Origin of the sequence: Streptomyces sp. NPDC002573, from assembly GCF_042889625.1 — a bacterium.
Lineage (GTDB): Bacteria > Actinomycetota > Actinomycetes > Streptomycetales > Streptomycetaceae > Streptomyces > Streptomyces gibsoniae.
This window is the reverse complement of record NZ_JBIARC010000076.1, coordinates 1-14,110: the sequence shown is the minus strand read 5'-3', so window position 1 is coordinate 14,110 and position 14,110 is coordinate 1. Positions and strand designations below refer to the sequence as shown.

General features: G+C 71.0%; 11 protein-coding genes, 1 tRNA gene and 1 riboswitch. Of the genes, 6 read left to right on the top strand and 6 right to left on the bottom strand.

The annotated features are described in order from the left end of the window. Window positions 1-104 precede the first annotated feature (104 nt). The 4 genes from ACFYX0_RS39455 to ACFYX0_RS39440 all read left to right on the top strand — a co-directional run bounded on the left by ACFYX0_RS39455 (window position 105) and on the right by ACFYX0_RS39440 (window position 1,787). Window positions 105-677, top strand: a complete 573-nt coding sequence (locus tag ACFYX0_RS39455; protein ID WP_388978534.1) for a helix-turn-helix domain-containing protein — start codon at window positions 105-107, stop codon at window positions 675-677. After that, window positions 674-1,210 (top strand): GNAT family N-acetyltransferase, encoded by a 537-nt coding sequence (locus ACFYX0_RS39450; protein WP_388978531.1) that lies wholly within the window; start codon window positions 674-676, stop codon window positions 1,208-1,210. Before ACFYX0_RS39455 ends, ACFYX0_RS39450 begins: the two co-directional genes overlap by 4 nt. A 41-nt stretch (window positions 1,211-1,251) precedes the next feature. Further along, a complete protein-coding gene (locus ACFYX0_RS39445) occupies window positions 1,252-1,611 on the top strand; it encodes an MmcQ/YjbR family DNA-binding protein (protein ID WP_388978528.1) in 360 nt (119 codons plus the stop codon). Between the two features lie 102 nt (window positions 1,612-1,713). Further along, a tRNA-Pro gene (locus ACFYX0_RS39440) sits at window positions 1,714-1,787 on the top strand. A 442-nt stretch (window positions 1,788-2,229) separates the two neighbouring features. On the opposite strand, the gene ACFYX0_RS39435 is transcribed toward ACFYX0_RS39440, so the two are convergent. Together ACFYX0_RS39435 and lpdA are read right to left on the bottom strand one after the other, a co-directional pair. After that, entirely contained in the window at window positions 2,230-3,042 is an 813-nt protein-coding gene (locus ACFYX0_RS39435) for a DUF427 domain-containing protein (protein ID WP_388978525.1), read from the bottom strand. Between the two features lie 223 nt (window positions 3,043-3,265). Further along, entirely contained in the window at window positions 3,266-4,663 is a 1,398-nt protein-coding gene (gene lpdA / locus ACFYX0_RS39430) for a dihydrolipoyl dehydrogenase (RefSeq protein ID WP_388978522.1), read from the bottom strand. Window positions 4,664-5,339: 676 nt separating this feature from the next. On the opposite strand from lpdA, the gene ACFYX0_RS39425 reads away from it, so the two are divergent. Continuing rightward, complete coding sequence (locus ACFYX0_RS39425) at window positions 5,340-7,775, top strand: GDSL-type esterase/lipase family protein (protein ID WP_388978519.1); 2,436 nt, start codon at window positions 5,340-5,342, stop codon at window positions 7,773-7,775. Window positions 7,776-7,983: 208 nt separating this feature from the next. Then, window positions 7,984-8,436 (top strand): hypothetical protein, encoded by a 453-nt coding sequence (locus ACFYX0_RS39420; protein ID WP_388978516.1) that lies wholly within the window; start codon window positions 7,984-7,986, stop codon window positions 8,434-8,436. Window positions 8,437-8,512: 76 nt separating this feature from the next. Here the strand turns inward: ACFYX0_RS39420 and gndA are convergent, their stop codons facing one another. The 4 genes from gndA to ACFYX0_RS39400 all read right to left on the bottom strand — a co-directional run bounded on the left by gndA (window position 8,513) and on the right by ACFYX0_RS39400 (window position 13,880). Next, a complete protein-coding gene (gene gndA, locus ACFYX0_RS39415; RefSeq protein ID WP_388978513.1) occupies window positions 8,513-9,952 on the bottom strand; it encodes an NADP-dependent phosphogluconate dehydrogenase in 1,440 nt (479 codons plus the stop codon). 181 nt (window positions 9,953-10,133) lie between these two features. Beyond that, entirely contained in the window at window positions 10,134-11,390 is a 1,257-nt protein-coding gene (locus tag ACFYX0_RS39410; protein ID WP_388978563.1) for an arsenic transporter, read from the bottom strand. Window positions 11,391-11,649: 259 nt separating this feature from the next. Further along, on the bottom strand, window positions 11,650-12,453 hold the full coding sequence (gene thiD, locus ACFYX0_RS39405) for a bifunctional hydroxymethylpyrimidine kinase/phosphomethylpyrimidine kinase (protein WP_355922494.1): 804 nt from the start codon (window positions 12,451-12,453) through the stop codon (window positions 11,650-11,652). After that, window positions 12,450-13,880: a purine-cytosine permease family protein gene (locus ACFYX0_RS39400; protein WP_388978510.1), complete on the bottom strand. Its 1,431-nt coding sequence runs from the start codon at window positions 13,878-13,880 to the stop codon at window positions 12,450-12,452. The genes thiD and ACFYX0_RS39400 overlap by 4 nt, the downstream gene beginning before the upstream one ends. Further along, window positions 13,872-13,965: riboswitch (TPP riboswitch) on the bottom strand. It overlaps the preceding gene by 9 nt. Window positions 13,966-14,110 lie beyond the last annotated feature (145 nt).

Here is a 14,110-nt window from a genome sequence, read left to right as displayed (position 1 = left end):
CGACCCGTCGCGGCCGGTCGCGCCGGATGAGGAGACCGCGTCGCGGCCTGTCGCGCTCATCCCATATCTGGCACGAAATCCCTGATCCGGGATAGGTTCTGGCCATGGCAAGTGACGTCATGGATCCCGTCGACGCCCGGCTCGCCGCGCGCCTCGCCGAGCTGCGGGCGGAACACGGCTGGTCGCTGGGCGAGCTCGCGGACCGCAGCGGAGTCAGCCGGTCCACCCTGTCCCGGGCGGAACGCGCCGAGATCAGCCCCACCGCCTCGATGCTGAACCGGCTGTGCGGCGTCTACGGCCGCACCATGTCCCAACTGCTGAGCGAGGTCGAGAGCGAGCCCGCCCAGGTGGTGCGCGCCGCCGACCAGGCCCGATGGCAGGACGCGGCCGCCGGCTTCGTACGCCGGTCCGTGTCCCCTCCGCACCCCGGGCTGCGCGGCGAACTCGTCGAGGGGCGGCTCGCGGCAGGGGCGGACATCGCCTACGACCGGCCGCCCGTGCCCGGACTCGAACAGCACATCTGGGTCCTCGACGGGACTCTGGAGGTCACCGCCCAGGACGTGGAGCACCGGCTCGCCGCCGGTGACTGCCTGCGGCTGCGGGTGTGGGGTCCGACGCGGTTCCGCTGCCCGGGCCCGGGCGAGGTGCGCTACGCGCTCGTGGTGGTGCTCCCATGACCCCGATCGTCCGGCTCGACGCCGGGAACCTGCTCGCCCGCGCCGAGGAACTGGCCGAGCTGCTGACCGACACCGTCGCGGGCGGTGCCTCCGTGGGATTCCTCGCCCCGCTCGACCGGGCGGAGGCCCTCGCCTGGTGGAAGGGGCGGGCGGCCGTGGTCGACGCGGGAGGTCTCGCGGTGTGGGCGGCGACGGCGGGGGAGCGGTTGGCGGGCACTGTGAGCCTCGCCTTCCCGGACAAGCCGAACAGCCGCCACCGTGCCGAACTGGTCAAGCTCATGGTGCACCGGGAGCTGCGCGGCCGGGGCCTGGGGAGTGCGCTGCTGGCCACCGCGGAGCGGGCCGCCGCCGAGGCCGGGATCACGCTGCTCCATCTGGACACGGAGACCGGCAGCCCGGCCGAGGCCCTGTACCGCACCGCGGGCTGGACCCGCGCCGGGGTGATTCCGGACTACGCGGCGACACCGGCCGGAGCGCTGTGCCCGACCACGATCTTCTACAAGCGGGTCGAGCCGGCCGGCGCTCTCCCTTGAGCACCGGCCGGCTGTCAGTGGCATTGGCTACGGTGCAGGACATGCTGGATGCCGAAGACGTACGCCGTATCGCCCTGTCGCTGCCCGAGACGGCCGAGAAGACCGCCTGGAGCATGCCCACGTTCCGGGTCGCGGGGAAGATGTTCGCCACGCTGCCCGAGGACGAGACCTCCATGGCGGTCCGCTGCCCCAAGGAGGAGCGGGACGAGCTGGTGCTTGCCGAGCCCGGGAAGTTCTGGGTCGCCGGGCACGAGGCGCAGTTCGCCTGGATCCGGGTGCGTCTGGCCGCCGTGGAGGACGAGGGCGAGCTGCGGGACATCCTTGCCGACTCCTGGCGCCAGGCGGCCTCACCCCGGCTTCTGGAGCACCACCCGGAGCTGGGCCTGCCCGCCGGAGAGTGACAGGACGGGGGACGGCGGATAACGGGTGCGCGACCATCGTCCCGAGTGCGGTATTGTTTCTGTGCACGTTCGGCCCGGGGAAACCCCAGGTCAGACGGGCAACGGGACGTGGCGCAGCTTGGTAGCGCACTTGACTGGGGGTCAAGGGGTCGCAGGTTCAAATCCTGTCGTCCCGACACGTGTGACCAGCGGGTCTGCCGGATTCGGCAGACCCGCTGAGTCGTTTTTCCAGCCGGGTGGTGCCCCCACTCACTCCTCACGGCCGCCGAGGGCCACGTTCCGGCACCGCATACCGGTGGCCCCGGAACCGCGGGCGGCTCGGCCCAACCATGGGGCTGCGGCCGAGTGCCGGGTGGGAGATCGGCCACCGGATTGATGTCCAGCGTCAGGTTCTCGGCCGACATGAGCGTGACGGCGGCGTCGCGATGCGCCGGGCGCGCGTAGTAGCGGTCGCCCACGATGCCCAGGTTCCGTCGTACCTCGACGCTCCGGACCAGTTCCTCCCCGGCCGCGGCCGAGGGCCCCTCGGACGGCCGCCCCGTGTACCGGTGCACCGGTGACACGAGCAGCTACACGATTTTCACCACGGGCATGCGTCCACCCTGTGGCTCCAGCGGCTCAGGAACGCGCCGCCCGCTGCTGCTTGTCCCACTGGGCCCGCGAGAGGGCGGTGGGCCGCGGGAGTAGGACGCCGTCCAAGTACAGGTCGACGTGCTCGTTGTAGAAGGCGACCCTCCCCGCGATGGCGGCGCACGATACCGTCGGGAAGTCGTACGCCCAGACGACATTGTCATGGGCGGCGGCCCCGCTCACGAAGGACCAGTACCCGCTGGTCCTGCCCTTGTACGGGCACGCCGTCACCGTGTCCGAGGGGCGCAGCCGGGTCCAGTCGACATAGGCGCGTTCCAGGTAGTAGCGAGTCGGCAGGCCGGTCTCGAAGAGTTTCACCGATGACGGCGCGTCCGCCAGGACGGTGCCGTCCACCTCGACGCGCACACTGCTGGACGAGCGCAGCGCGTCCACCCGTGTGTACGGGCTCCTCGGGTGCACGAAGACCTGCTCTTCCTCCTCGTACCAGGCGTCGATCGCGTCCCACCGGAATCGGGCGGTGCCGATGAGCGCCTCCGGGGCTCCCTGGTCCCAGACCCACGCCGCGCCCTCTCGGACATCGGAGCCGACCCGCAGCGAGTGCCGCCGCGCAGGGCCGGGGCTCAGTCGGCCGGCGCGGCCGTCGTCGACGAGGACGCCCTCGGCCAGATCCCGCAGCGGAATGCTGTACTGCGGATAGCCGGGCCACTCCCACACGTACAGCGCGTGCCGGGTGTCGAACGCCCACCGGCCGCCGACCTGCGCACGGATGCGCCGCGGCACCGGCTCGATGTGCCCGACCGGGACGATAAGGCCCGGATAGTCCACACTCTCGTCCACCATCGGCGATCACCTCGGTCCGCTCGGCCGCTCCGGTACGCCCAGCTTCCCCGGCGGGCGCACGAACGGCCACCGCCGGCCGTCTCCGGCAGGCGAGCCCCGGTGCGCCCAGCACCACAACGCCACAAGGCCCCATGGCCCTGCAGCTTCGCGCCCCTTCCGACGACCGGGACGTCATCCCCGAGCAGACCCTGTGCCTGGGCCCCCGTGGCACTCGCGGAACGATTCACAGATTGATCATGTGCCCGGCCAGTCCGTGCAGGGCGTCCTGGACCGCCTCGCTCAGCGTGGGGTGCGCGTGCACGTTCCTCACCAGCTCGGTCACCGTCAGATCCCACTTCTGCGCCAGGGTCAGTTCCGGGAGAAGCTCGGTGACGTCCGGGCCGATCAGATGGCCGCCCAGAAGTTCGCCGTGCCGCGCGTCGCTGAGGAGCTTCACGAATCCGGCCGTCTCACCGAAGCCGTGCGCCTTCGCGTTCGCGGTGAACGGGAACTTCGCGACCTGGACGTCGAACCCCGCGTCCCTGGCCTCGGTCTCGGTCCAGCCGAAACTGGCGATCTGGGGCCGGCAGAACGTGGCCCGGGGGATCATGCGGTAGTCGAGTTCCATCGTCTCCACGCCGGCGATGGTCTCCGCGGCGACGACCCCCATCGCCTCGGCGGCGTGGGCCAGCATCAGTTTCGCCGTGACGTCACCGATGGCGAAGATGTGCGGCTGACTGGTACGGCACCGGCCGTCCACGTCGATGGCGCCGCGGTCCGTGAGCCGGACGCCGGCCTGCCCGAGCCCGTATCCGGTCGTGCGCGGTTGGAAGCCCAGCGCCTGGAGCACCTTGTCCGCCTCCAGGATCTGCTGCCGACCGTCCTGCGAGACGACGACGCGGACGCCGTTCGCCGTCTCCTCCATCGACTCCACACGGGTGGACGTCATCACCTTGATCCCCTGCCGGCGGAACTGCCGGGCCAGCTCCGCGGAGACCTCCTCGTCCTCCAGAGGGGCGACGCGGTCGAAGAACTCGACCAGGGTGACGTCCACGCCGTAGGCCCGCAGCAGATAGGCGAACTCCACGCCGATGGCGCCCGCCCCGGCGATGACGATGCTCGCGGGTACGTGGTCGGAGAGGATCTGCTCCTCATAGGTCACGATGCGTGTGCCGAGGCGCGTTCCCGGGAGCAGCTTCACGGTGGAGCCGGTGGCGATGACGCAGTGGGCGAAGGTGAGAGTGGTGTCCCCGTCGGGCATGCGGACGTTCAGAGTGTGGGGGTCGACGAAGATGCCCTGTCCCTCGTACTGCGCGATGCCGTTCTTGCGCATCAGATAGGTGACGCCTTTCGCGCGGCCGTCGGCCACCTTTCTGCTTCTGAGATACGCAGTCCCGTAGTCGAGACTCACCGAACCGTCGACCCGCACGCCGAACGTGTCCCGCTCCTGGAGCACGAGATGGGCCACTTCGGCGTTTCTGAGCAGGGACTTCGCCGGGATACAGCCGATGTTCAGGCAGATTCCGCCCCAGAAGCGTGCTTCGACGATGGCGGTTCGCAGGCCGAGTTGGGCGCATCGAATGGCTGCCACATACCCACCCGGGCCCGCGCCCAGGACCACCACGTCGAACTGTGTGTTCATGATCCGGCCTCACGGTTGACGACGCGCACATTTGGCGGCGGCCCTCGCCAGCCTAAGGGCGGCCCGGCCGCACGGCATGTCGACACCGGGCGGTGTCCGACCGGCGCCTCTTCCTGAAAGGGAGACGATGAGCGCGCGTGAGTGAAAAGAGCTTCCCCGTCGCATTGGCCAAAAATCGCGGCTCCGGCGATTTTCAGTCGTCTTCGTGGAGGGGTCGCACAGGGAAAGCGATGAAGTTCGCCCTGGCGGGGATCGGAGCACGGTGGCGAATCCGACCGGCTATGTGACGCAGCGCGAATACGGCGTTTTCGCGGCGTTCTCTCACGTGTGGGCCTTTCGCTTTTCAGGCGCGAAGGGCCCAAGTCTTCTGCGTCCAGGGATCCCGCCCCACCCTTGAACGTCCAAGGTCCCTATTACCAACGGAACTTGAACACTGGAGGCGCAGTCCCACGCCACCGCAAGCATTCCGTCATAGCCCGGCACGGGGCTCGGCGGGGCGGCAATAATGCGCGTCGTCTCTACCCCCTTGCGATCACCCCCACCGAGGAGTTGCCTTGACTGCATTCACCACCCTTGACGCGTTCTCAGACGCGTCGGGGCGGGCGACACGCCCCTTACGGACGACCGCGCTTCAGCGTGCGTTCGTGCCCAGCCGGCCGGGAGCGGGGTACTCCGGGTGCTGACAGCGCATCCCGTGCGGCGGGACAGCCGCCCGCGGCTCGAATGGCGAAGATGGCTGACACTCATACTGGTCGGCGCCCTGCTCGCTCTCGGGCAGACCGCTCTGGCCCCCCACGCGAGCGCGGACGACATCCCCACGCAGGACCAGGTGCGGGCCGCGCTGGTGAGCGCGCCGGGCAGCAACCTGTTCTGGACCGGGCGGATCGGCTCCTGCCAGAGCGAGGCCGACAGCGTCAAACCGATCACTGAGAAGTACGCGAAGCAGCGCGGCCAGAAGACGCTGGAGATGCGCCTCGCCGACGCGGGTCTCAAGATGCCGCCGTTCGACACCCCGGACAACAAGGCCAAGGACATCTGGCGGTTCGCCTCGGCCGAATACGCCCGGCAGACCTCCGACCAGGCATGGGTGATCAAGGGCAAGTGCGTACGGAAGGACAACACCTGGGACACCCGCGAGCTGCCCGAGCTGGAGAACCGCGGCAAGGTCAAGTGCATCTGGGAGATCGACGCGGGCAACCTCGCCCACGAGAAGCTGCTCTGGAACGCGTGGTGGTGGGGCAGTACCTGCAAGGGCCAGGTGCACCTGCACAACTCGGCCGCGCTGGCCTGCGTCCCGTACGACGAGCAGGATCTCGACGAAGGCTTCAAGTGGCGGCACTACGACCAGCAGGGGCAGGACAGCTGGAGCTATCTGTACGGGTGGGCGTACATCGGAGGGGAGCCCTGGTTCGGGAAGCGGGACTCCAAGGTGGATCCCAACGCCTATGGGTACCAGTACTCGATCGAACCCGATGACAGCGGGCCCGCGAACCCCAGTTACCACGTGAACCATTCCGACAGGCTCATCGCATGGTTCCTGCACCACGACGACAGGCGGCCGTACCTCATCCAGGTCTACAACTATCAGGGCGGCTACTCGCCGGGACGGCCGGAGCCGTACAACGACGTCTGCAACTTCGAGACGGCGCTCAGGACGACGGACGTCTCCACCTCCGCCGCGCAGTGCGGTGCGACGGACGACAAGACGTGCAACGTGATGGTCGTCGGCGACTCGATCAGCAACGGGTACGAGGGCGACGCCACATGGCGGTACCGGCTGTGGGAGTGGGCCCAGGACCAGAACTGGCAGGCCCGTTTCGTCGGACCGCTGACCGGGACCGAGAAGCAGAACGCGGCGCACCCGCCGGAGCCGCCGCCGCTGGTGGAGAACCCCCCTGCCCCACCACCGGCGCAGCCCGACCCGTCGCAGTTCACCGGTGCCTACGCCCAGAGCGACGCCCCTGGATTCGTCCAGGGCGATTCGGGACACTACGCGATGTGGGGCCGCGCCCTGGGGCAGGACGTGGGCACCATCGAGCTGGTCATGGCCGCCCAGGGCGCCCAGGGGCATCTGCCCGACGTGCTCCTGGTCGAGCTCGGCTTCAACGACATCGGCTGGCAGGGCGCAGGGGCCGGCCTGGTCGACACCATGAGGAAGTTCGTGGACAACGCCCGCAACGCCAACCCGCATGTGAAGATCGTGCTGGCCAACGTCCCGCAGCGCACCACACTCGGCGACGCCAATCCGCAACTCCCGCAGCGCACAAGGGACTACGACGCCGCCCTCGCCCAGGCGGCACCCGGCTGGTCCACCCCCGACTCGCCGGTCGTGATCGCCGACGTCGACAAGGCGATGGGCTGCGACCCGTCCTCCAAGACCTGTGCCACCGCCTACGACGGCCTCCACCCCAACCCTCTGGGCGAGTACCGCATCGCGGCCGCCTTCGGCACCGCCCTGCACGACGCGTTCGGCATCGGCACGGCGGCGCCCGAGGCCCCGGCGAGTGTTCCCGACCGGCAGGTGACCGCACCCACCGACCTGGTGTTCGACGGCAGCCAGCAGGGGGTCACCGTGACCTGGGGCAAGATCGTCGGCGCGCACAGTTACGACGTGCAGTGGCGGGAGGTCGTCGACGGCGCGGAGAAGCCCTGGGAGGACGCCGTCCCGGCGGCCCAGTTCAACCGGTGGGACCTGCCGTGGCAGTTCAGCTTCCAGCCGGTCGACGGCCACCGCTACGAGGTCCGGGTGCGCGAGGTCGCGGGCGACGCCGACGACCTGAAGTCGGCCTGGTCCCAGCCGGTTTCGGGCATCGCCCACCCGACCACGCCCAAGCCGCCGGACGAGGTGACCGCCCAGGCCGCGGGGCCGGGGGAGATCGACGTCAGCTGGACCCCGGTCCACGACGACTCCCTCACCCGGTACGCCGTCTACGTCTACGACACGGACACCCCGGCGGTCTTCGCCAAGGTCTACGGCTACGCCCCGACGGTGAGCCCGCTGCGCCGCATCACCGGCCTGACCCCTGGCCACCACTACCAGGTGTACATGTGCGGCTGGAACGCGTCGGGCGAGGGCATGCCGCACATCGCGGAGGGAACGGTGGTGCCCTGACCGCGACCGAAGCCGCCCGGCGAAGCGTGAGTTCGGGTGTCGCATCCCGAACGGGTGATCTTCGGCCGCGATGTGCCTGAGGACAGGGCCTCCTGCGCGGCTCGGGGTCGTCGAGACCGACGAGCGCGATGGGAGGCCCTGTTGTCGCGGTTCCCGCAGTGGTACCGGTGACTCCCCGACGGCTCGCCCCCACTGACAGAATGCCGGCGTGGAGATCATCCCCGGACTCGGCGTCGACCTCGTCAGGATCGGCGATCGGCGTCCGCAGGTCGAAGAGCGCATCGGTCCGCCGTACCACGGTCCCGGCGGCAGACGGGCCGTCTACACGACCTCGCCCATGCTGGTGATCACCTACGCGGCGGACGAGACCGTCGAGCTCGTCGAGATCCGGCACAGCGGCGAAGACGGCGGCGCCGAAGCGCACTACGACGGGGTCCAGCTGACCTTTCGCTTCCTCGACGACGTAGTCGCGGACCTCCATGCCCTGGGGCACACGAGCACGCCCTCGGACATCGGTCACGACTTCCACGCCGGTTTCTCCGTATGGTCCATGCGTTCCCTGTGGGCACGCGACCTCGACCCCGAAGCCGCCGAGGACGACGAACGCGCGATCTCGGAAGCGGTCTCGGTGGCGCCGTACGCCTACTTCACCGGGGAATAGGGACGGCCCGTCCGAGCGCCATGGGCGCGACCGCAGGCCCGGCCGGGGTCGGGCCTGCGGTGGGGCGGGGTCCCGGTCAGGCCTGGGTCTCGGCGCGGTCCGTCGTGCCCCACAGCGTGTGGAAGCTGCCCTCGCGGTCGACACGCCGGTAGGTGTGGGCGCCGAAGTAGTCGCGCTGGCCCTGGGTGAGCGCGGCCGGCAGGCGCTCGGCGCGCAGAGAGTCGTAGTACGACAGCGCCGCCGAGAACGCCGGCACCGGCACGCCCCGGCGGGCCGCGACGGCGATCACCTCGCGCCACGGCACCTGCGCGTCCGTGATCTCGGCCGCGAAGCCCTCGTCGGACAGCAGACTGACCAGGTTCGGGTCCGCGGCGTAGGCGGCGCGGATACGGTCCAGGAAGGCGGCCCGGATGATGCAGCCCCCGCGCCAGATCCTGGCGACCGCGCCGAGGTCGATGGTCCAGCCGAACTCCTCGGCGGCGTCCAGGATCATCTTCCAGCCCTGGTCGTAGGCGATCAGCTTCGACGCGTACAGGGCCTGCTCGACCTGCGCGGTGAAGCGCTCGGCCTCGTACGGGGTGAGGTCCGAGCCGGAGCCGCCGGGCAGTCCGCGGTAGGCGTCGCGCAGCGCGGACTGGCCGGAGGTGGCGCGGGCGAAGGTGGCCTGGGCGATGGCGGTCACCGGCGAGCCCAGCTCCAGCGCGGTCTGCACGGTCCAGCGTCCGGTGCCCTTCTGCCCGGCGGCGTCGGCGACCACGTCCACGAACGGCTCGCCGGTCGCCGCGTCCACATGGGACAGCACCTCGGCCGTGATCTCGATCAGGTAGGAGTCCAGACGCTCCTTGTTCCACTCGCGGAAGATCTCGGCGATCTCCGCGGGAGAGAATCCGGCGACCTGGCGCAGCAGGTCGTAGGCCTCGCCGATGAGCTGCATGTCGGCGTACTCGATCCCGTTGTGCACCATCTTCACGAAGTGTCCGGCTCCGTCCGTGCCGACATGCGTCGTGCACGGCTCGCCGTCGACCTTCGCGCTGATCTTCTCGAACATCGGACCGAGCGCGGCATACGACTCCGGTGACCCACCGGGCATGATGCTCGGCCCGTTGAGCGCGCCCTCCTCGCCGCCGGAGACACCCGCGCCGACGAAGTGGATACCGCGGTCGCGCAGGGACCGCTCACGGCGCCGGGTGTCCGCGAAGTGCGCGTTGCCACCGTCGATGATCATGTCGCCGGGCTCCAGGAGCGGGGCGAACTCCTCGATCACCGCGTCGGTGGCCGCGCCCGCCTGCACCATGATCATGAGGCGGCGGGGTCGCTCCAGCGCCGCCACGAAGTCCTCGGCCGTCTCGGCGGCCACGAACGCGCCCTCGTGCCCGAACTCCTCCACCAGTGCCTTGGTTCTGGTCGGGGTGCGGTTGTGCACGGCGACGGTGTACCCGTGCCGGGCGAAGTTCCGGGCCAGGTTGCGGCCCATCACCGCGAGTCCGGTGACGCCGATCTGGGCGGTCGCCTGCATGCTGTGCTCCTTGGGTCCGGATCCGCCCCGGCCCGCGTGTCCGGCGGGTGCGGCGGATGTCGCTCCGTACGGCTTGTGCCGCTGTACCGGTCAAGTACGGACGACGGGGCACGGGTTGCTCACCGGAAGGGGCCGGATCTGCCGGAAGACCGGTCGCGTCGGCCGCGGGCGAATGCGGTGCTCACGTCCCGACGACATGGAGAGAGGCCCACAGCGCGACCACCGCAGCGGTGAGGGCGGTCGGTACCGTGATCGCCGCGAGCCGGGTGAACTCCCTGAGGTCCACGCCATGGCTGTGCTGATGGACGATGCGCCGCCACAGCAGCGTGGCCAGCGACCCGGCGTAGGTGAGATTGGGGCCGATGTTCACGCCGAGCAGCACGGCGAGCACCGCGCCGGGCCCCGACGGGGCGGCCAGCGGCAGCAGCACCAGGACCGCCGGCAGGTTGTTGATCACATTGGCCAGCAGGGCCGCCAGCGCCGCGATCCCCAGCAGGGCGGGCAGTCCCGTCCCGCCCGGGATCAGCCGGCCGAGGGCGTCCGAGAGGCCGTTGTCGACGACCGCGCGCACCACGATGCCCAGAGCCAGCACGAACGCCAGGAAGGACGGCGCCGCCGCCCGCACCACGGTGAGCGGGGTGGCCCGGCGCCGGACGAGTGCACGGCCGGCGAGGACCAGCGCTCCGCCCAGCGCCGACCACGCCGGGTCGATGCCGACCGCGGAGGCGACCACGAAGCCGGCGAGCGTGCAGGCGACAGTCACCAGTGCGAACAGCGGCAGTTGCGGCGGTTCGCCGGGCTCCTCGGCCGTGGCACCGGCCGCGAGGTCACGGCGGAAGAAGCGCCGGAAGACGACGTACTCGGCACCGATGGCCACCAGCCACGGCAGGGCCATCAGGGCGGCGAAGCGGGTGAAGCTCAGCCCGGCCGCGCCGAACGCGAGCAGATTGGTGAGGTTGGAGACGGGCAGCAGCAGTGAGGCCGTGTTCGACAGATGTGTGCAGGCGTACAGATGCGGCTTCGGGCGTGCGCCCATCCGGGCCGCCGTCGCGAACACCACGGGGGTGAGCAGCACGATCGTGGCGTCCAGGCTGAGCACGGCGGTGATCACCGAGGCGAGTGCGAAGACGGCCGTCAGCAGCCGCCCGGGACGGCCCGCCGCCCAGCGCGCCATCCATGCGCCGCAGGCCCGGAACAGTCCCTCCGTGTCGCAGAAGTGCGCCACCACCAGGACGGCGGCCAGGAAACCGACCACCGGCCCGAGGCGCGCGGCCTCGGCCCGCGCGTGGTCCACCGAGAGCGCGCCGGTCGCCACCACGATCCCGGCGGCGGGAACCGCCACGACCGCCTCCGGCAGCCCGAAGGGGCGGATCACGGCGCCGGCCAGCACGGCGACGAGCAGTAGGGCGGAGAGAGCCTCGGCGAGCGGGGTGTTCAGGGTACGGTCCTTACCTTGAGCGGGGTCGGGGCCTTGAGCAGGGTCGATGCTGCCCTTCCATCACACCAGGCCGGTCAGCCGGTCCATCACACCAGGCTCGACGGCCGGCTGCGGAACGCCGGGCCGGACGGCCGAGCGCGGCACGCCGGGCCGGAGGGTCGGCTCCGGGGCGCCGCACCGGTAGGGTCGGCTCCGGCGCGGCGGGCCGGTCAGCGCGCCCCGGAGTGCGGTACCGCGGGCACGTGTGCGCCCACCGCCGTCACCGTCCCCCGTGCTCCCGCAGCCGCCACCCGTGGTCCACCGGTCCGATGCCGGCGCCCAGTGCGAAGCCCGCCGCGATGGCCGCCGTGACGTACTCCTTGGCCCGGCGGACCGCCTCGGGCACCGTAAGGCCCTGGGCGAGCCCGACCGCGACGGCCGAGGCGAGCGTGCAGCCGGTGCCGTGGGTGTGCCGGTTGTCGTGGCGCTCGGCGCGCAGCCAGTGCTCCTCCCGGCCGTCCGTCAGCAGGTCCACGGCCGCCCCGGGCAGATGCCCGCCCTTGACCAGGACCCATCGGGGCCCGTACGACAGCAGGCGCTCGGCCGCGCGGCGCATCCCCGGCTCGTCGGTCACCCGCAGGCCGGTCAGCTCCGCGACCTCGTCCAGATTGGGCGTGGTGACCGTGGCGAGCGGCAGCAGCCGGGTGCGTACGGCGTCCAGCGCGTCGTCGGCGAGCAGCCGGTCCCCGTGCTTGGAGACGCTGACCGGGTCTACGACGACCGGGGCCACCACATCGGTGAGCAGGTCGGCCACCGTCGTGACCAGCGTGGGCGAGGCCAGCATGCCCGTCTTGACCGCCTGGACGCCGATGTCGTCGACGACGCTGCGGTACTGCGCGCGGACCGCCTCCGCGGGCAGCTCCCAGGCGCCCTGCACCCCGACGGAGTTCTGCGCCGTGACCGCAGTGATCACACTCATGCCATGGGCGCCGAGCGCCAGCATCGTCTTGAGGTCGGCCTGGATCCCGGCACCACCGCCCGAGTCGGATCCGGCGATCGTGAGCACACGGGGCGGCGCGGTCATGCGCGACCCTCCTCTCGGATCTGTGCGGTCTCTCGGTTCTCCCGGGCCTGCCGGGCGCGCAGCGGCGCGTACACCGCGAGGGCCACCACGAACGCCACGTAGTACGAGATGTCGGCGCCGTGCAGCGTGTGGGCGACCGGGCCCACATACAGTCCGGTGTCCATGAACGGCACTGCCGCGGCGAAGGCGACGGCGAACGCCAGCACCGGGGGCCAGGCCGGCCGGGGCCGGGCCGCCTCGGCGGCGAGATCGATGCGCGTGCCGCGCCGCGCGAACCAGTCCACGACCACGATCGCCACGAACCCGGGGATCCAGTAGCTCACGAACAGCAGGACGTTCTGGAAGCGGGCCGTGGTGTCGGCCGCGTGCATCCACAGCACCAGCGGGAAGCCGAGCAGCACGGCGAGCGCGGCGGCCGCCGGGCGCGGTATCCGCACGCCCACGGTCTGCAGTGCCAGTGAGCCGCTGTAGTCGTTCATCGCGTTGCTGCACAGGGCCGCGAGTGCCACGGCCAGCAGTCCGAAGGCGCCCGCCGTGCCGCCGCCCAGCAGCGTGTCCACCCCGGTGGCCGTCTGGTCGGTCAGCGCGGACGCGCCCCACAGCCCGAGGGCCTGCACGGCCACGTAGGACACCGCGAGCCCGAGCAGCGTGCACCAGAACATCCGGGAGCGGGACGTGGCACGAGGCAGATAGCGGCTGAAGTCGCTGGCGTACGGGGCCCAGGACAGGGCCAGGCTGAGGGCGATCGTGCTGGTCAGCACGAACGCGCCCGCCCGGTCGGCGCCGTGCGCGCTGCCCGTCGCGGCCACATGGACGCTGCCGGACATCCGCAGGGCGATCAGTGCGAAGGCGGCCGCGAGCACGAAGGTCATGACGATCTGGAGGCGGTGGATGGCCTCGTAGCCGAGGACTCCCAGGGCCCCCTGCGCCAGCATGACGACGAGGACACCCAGCCAGAACGGCCAGCCGCACAGCCGTGCCAGCGCGTCGCCGCCGAAGAGCCCGATCAGCGCGTCCCAGGCGACCGATGACAGCCACTGCAGCACACCGGGCAGCGCGACCGCTCGCCCGAACGCGAGCCGGGCGAGCGGGAGCTGCCCCGCGCCGGTGCGGCTGCCCCAGGTGCTCAGATAGGCGGTGGGCACCGCGCCGATCAGCGTGCCGAGGACGACGGCGGCGAGCGCGGTGGTGAAGTCGAGGCCGAGCGCGATGCCTATGGTGCCGGTGAACACACCGGTCATGGTCAGATTGGGCGCGAACCACACCGTGAACAGCCGGCCCGCGCCGCCGTAGCGATGGGTCTCGGGGACCGGTTCGATGCCGTGCCCCTCGATCCGTAGATCGCCGGGAGCGCTGGGCATCCGGCCGTCGAAGACGGCTCGCCGGCTGTCGGCGGGCAGCCCGCCGGGAACATGCGCCAAAGGCATGAAAGACATCCCTCCGCCAGTACGAACTGGTTCAGGTTCGACGGGTGTGATCTCAGCCCCTGGCGGGGCACCCCGTGTCCGGTACGGCGGCAAGATTAACCCGAGCCCCGGGATGTGCCATACGGAAGGGGGGGGGGGGGGGGGGGCCGCCCCCCGGGCCACCCCCAACCAGCCGCTGTCGGCGATCGGGGTGTATATTACACGCTGGTGGTACACCGAGGGGAGGCCGC

Bases quoted from the DNA above. Each gene is read 5' to 3' on its own strand.
- ACFYX0_RS39455 (WP_388978534.1), top strand. From the start codon at position 105: ATGGCAAGTGACGTCATGGATCCCGTCGACGCCCGGCTCGCCGCGCGC.
- ACFYX0_RS39450 (WP_388978531.1), top strand. From the start codon at position 674: ATGACCCCGATCGTCCGGCTCGACGCCGGGAACCTGCTCGCCCGCGCC.
- ACFYX0_RS39445 (WP_388978528.1), top strand. From the start codon at position 1,252: ATGCTGGATGCCGAAGACGTACGCCGTATCGCCCTGTCGCTGCCCGAG.
- ACFYX0_RS39435 (WP_388978525.1), bottom strand. From the start codon at position 3,042: ATGGTGGACGAGAGTGTGGACTATCCGGGCCTTATCGTCCCGGTCGGG.
- lpdA (WP_388978522.1), bottom strand. From the start codon at position 4,663: ATGAACACACAGTTCGACGTGGTGGTCCTGGGCGCGGGCCCGGGTGGG.
- gndA (WP_388978513.1), bottom strand. From the start codon at position 9,952: ATGCAGGCGACCGCCCAGATCGGCGTCACCGGACTCGCGGTGATGGGC.
- thiD (WP_355922494.1), bottom strand. From the start codon at position 12,453: ATGACCGCGCCGCCCCGTGTGCTCACGATCGCCGGATCCGACTCGGGC.
- ACFYX0_RS39400 (WP_388978510.1), bottom strand. From the start codon at position 13,880: ATGCCTTTGGCGCATGTTCCCGGCGGGCTGCCCGCCGACAGCCGGCGA.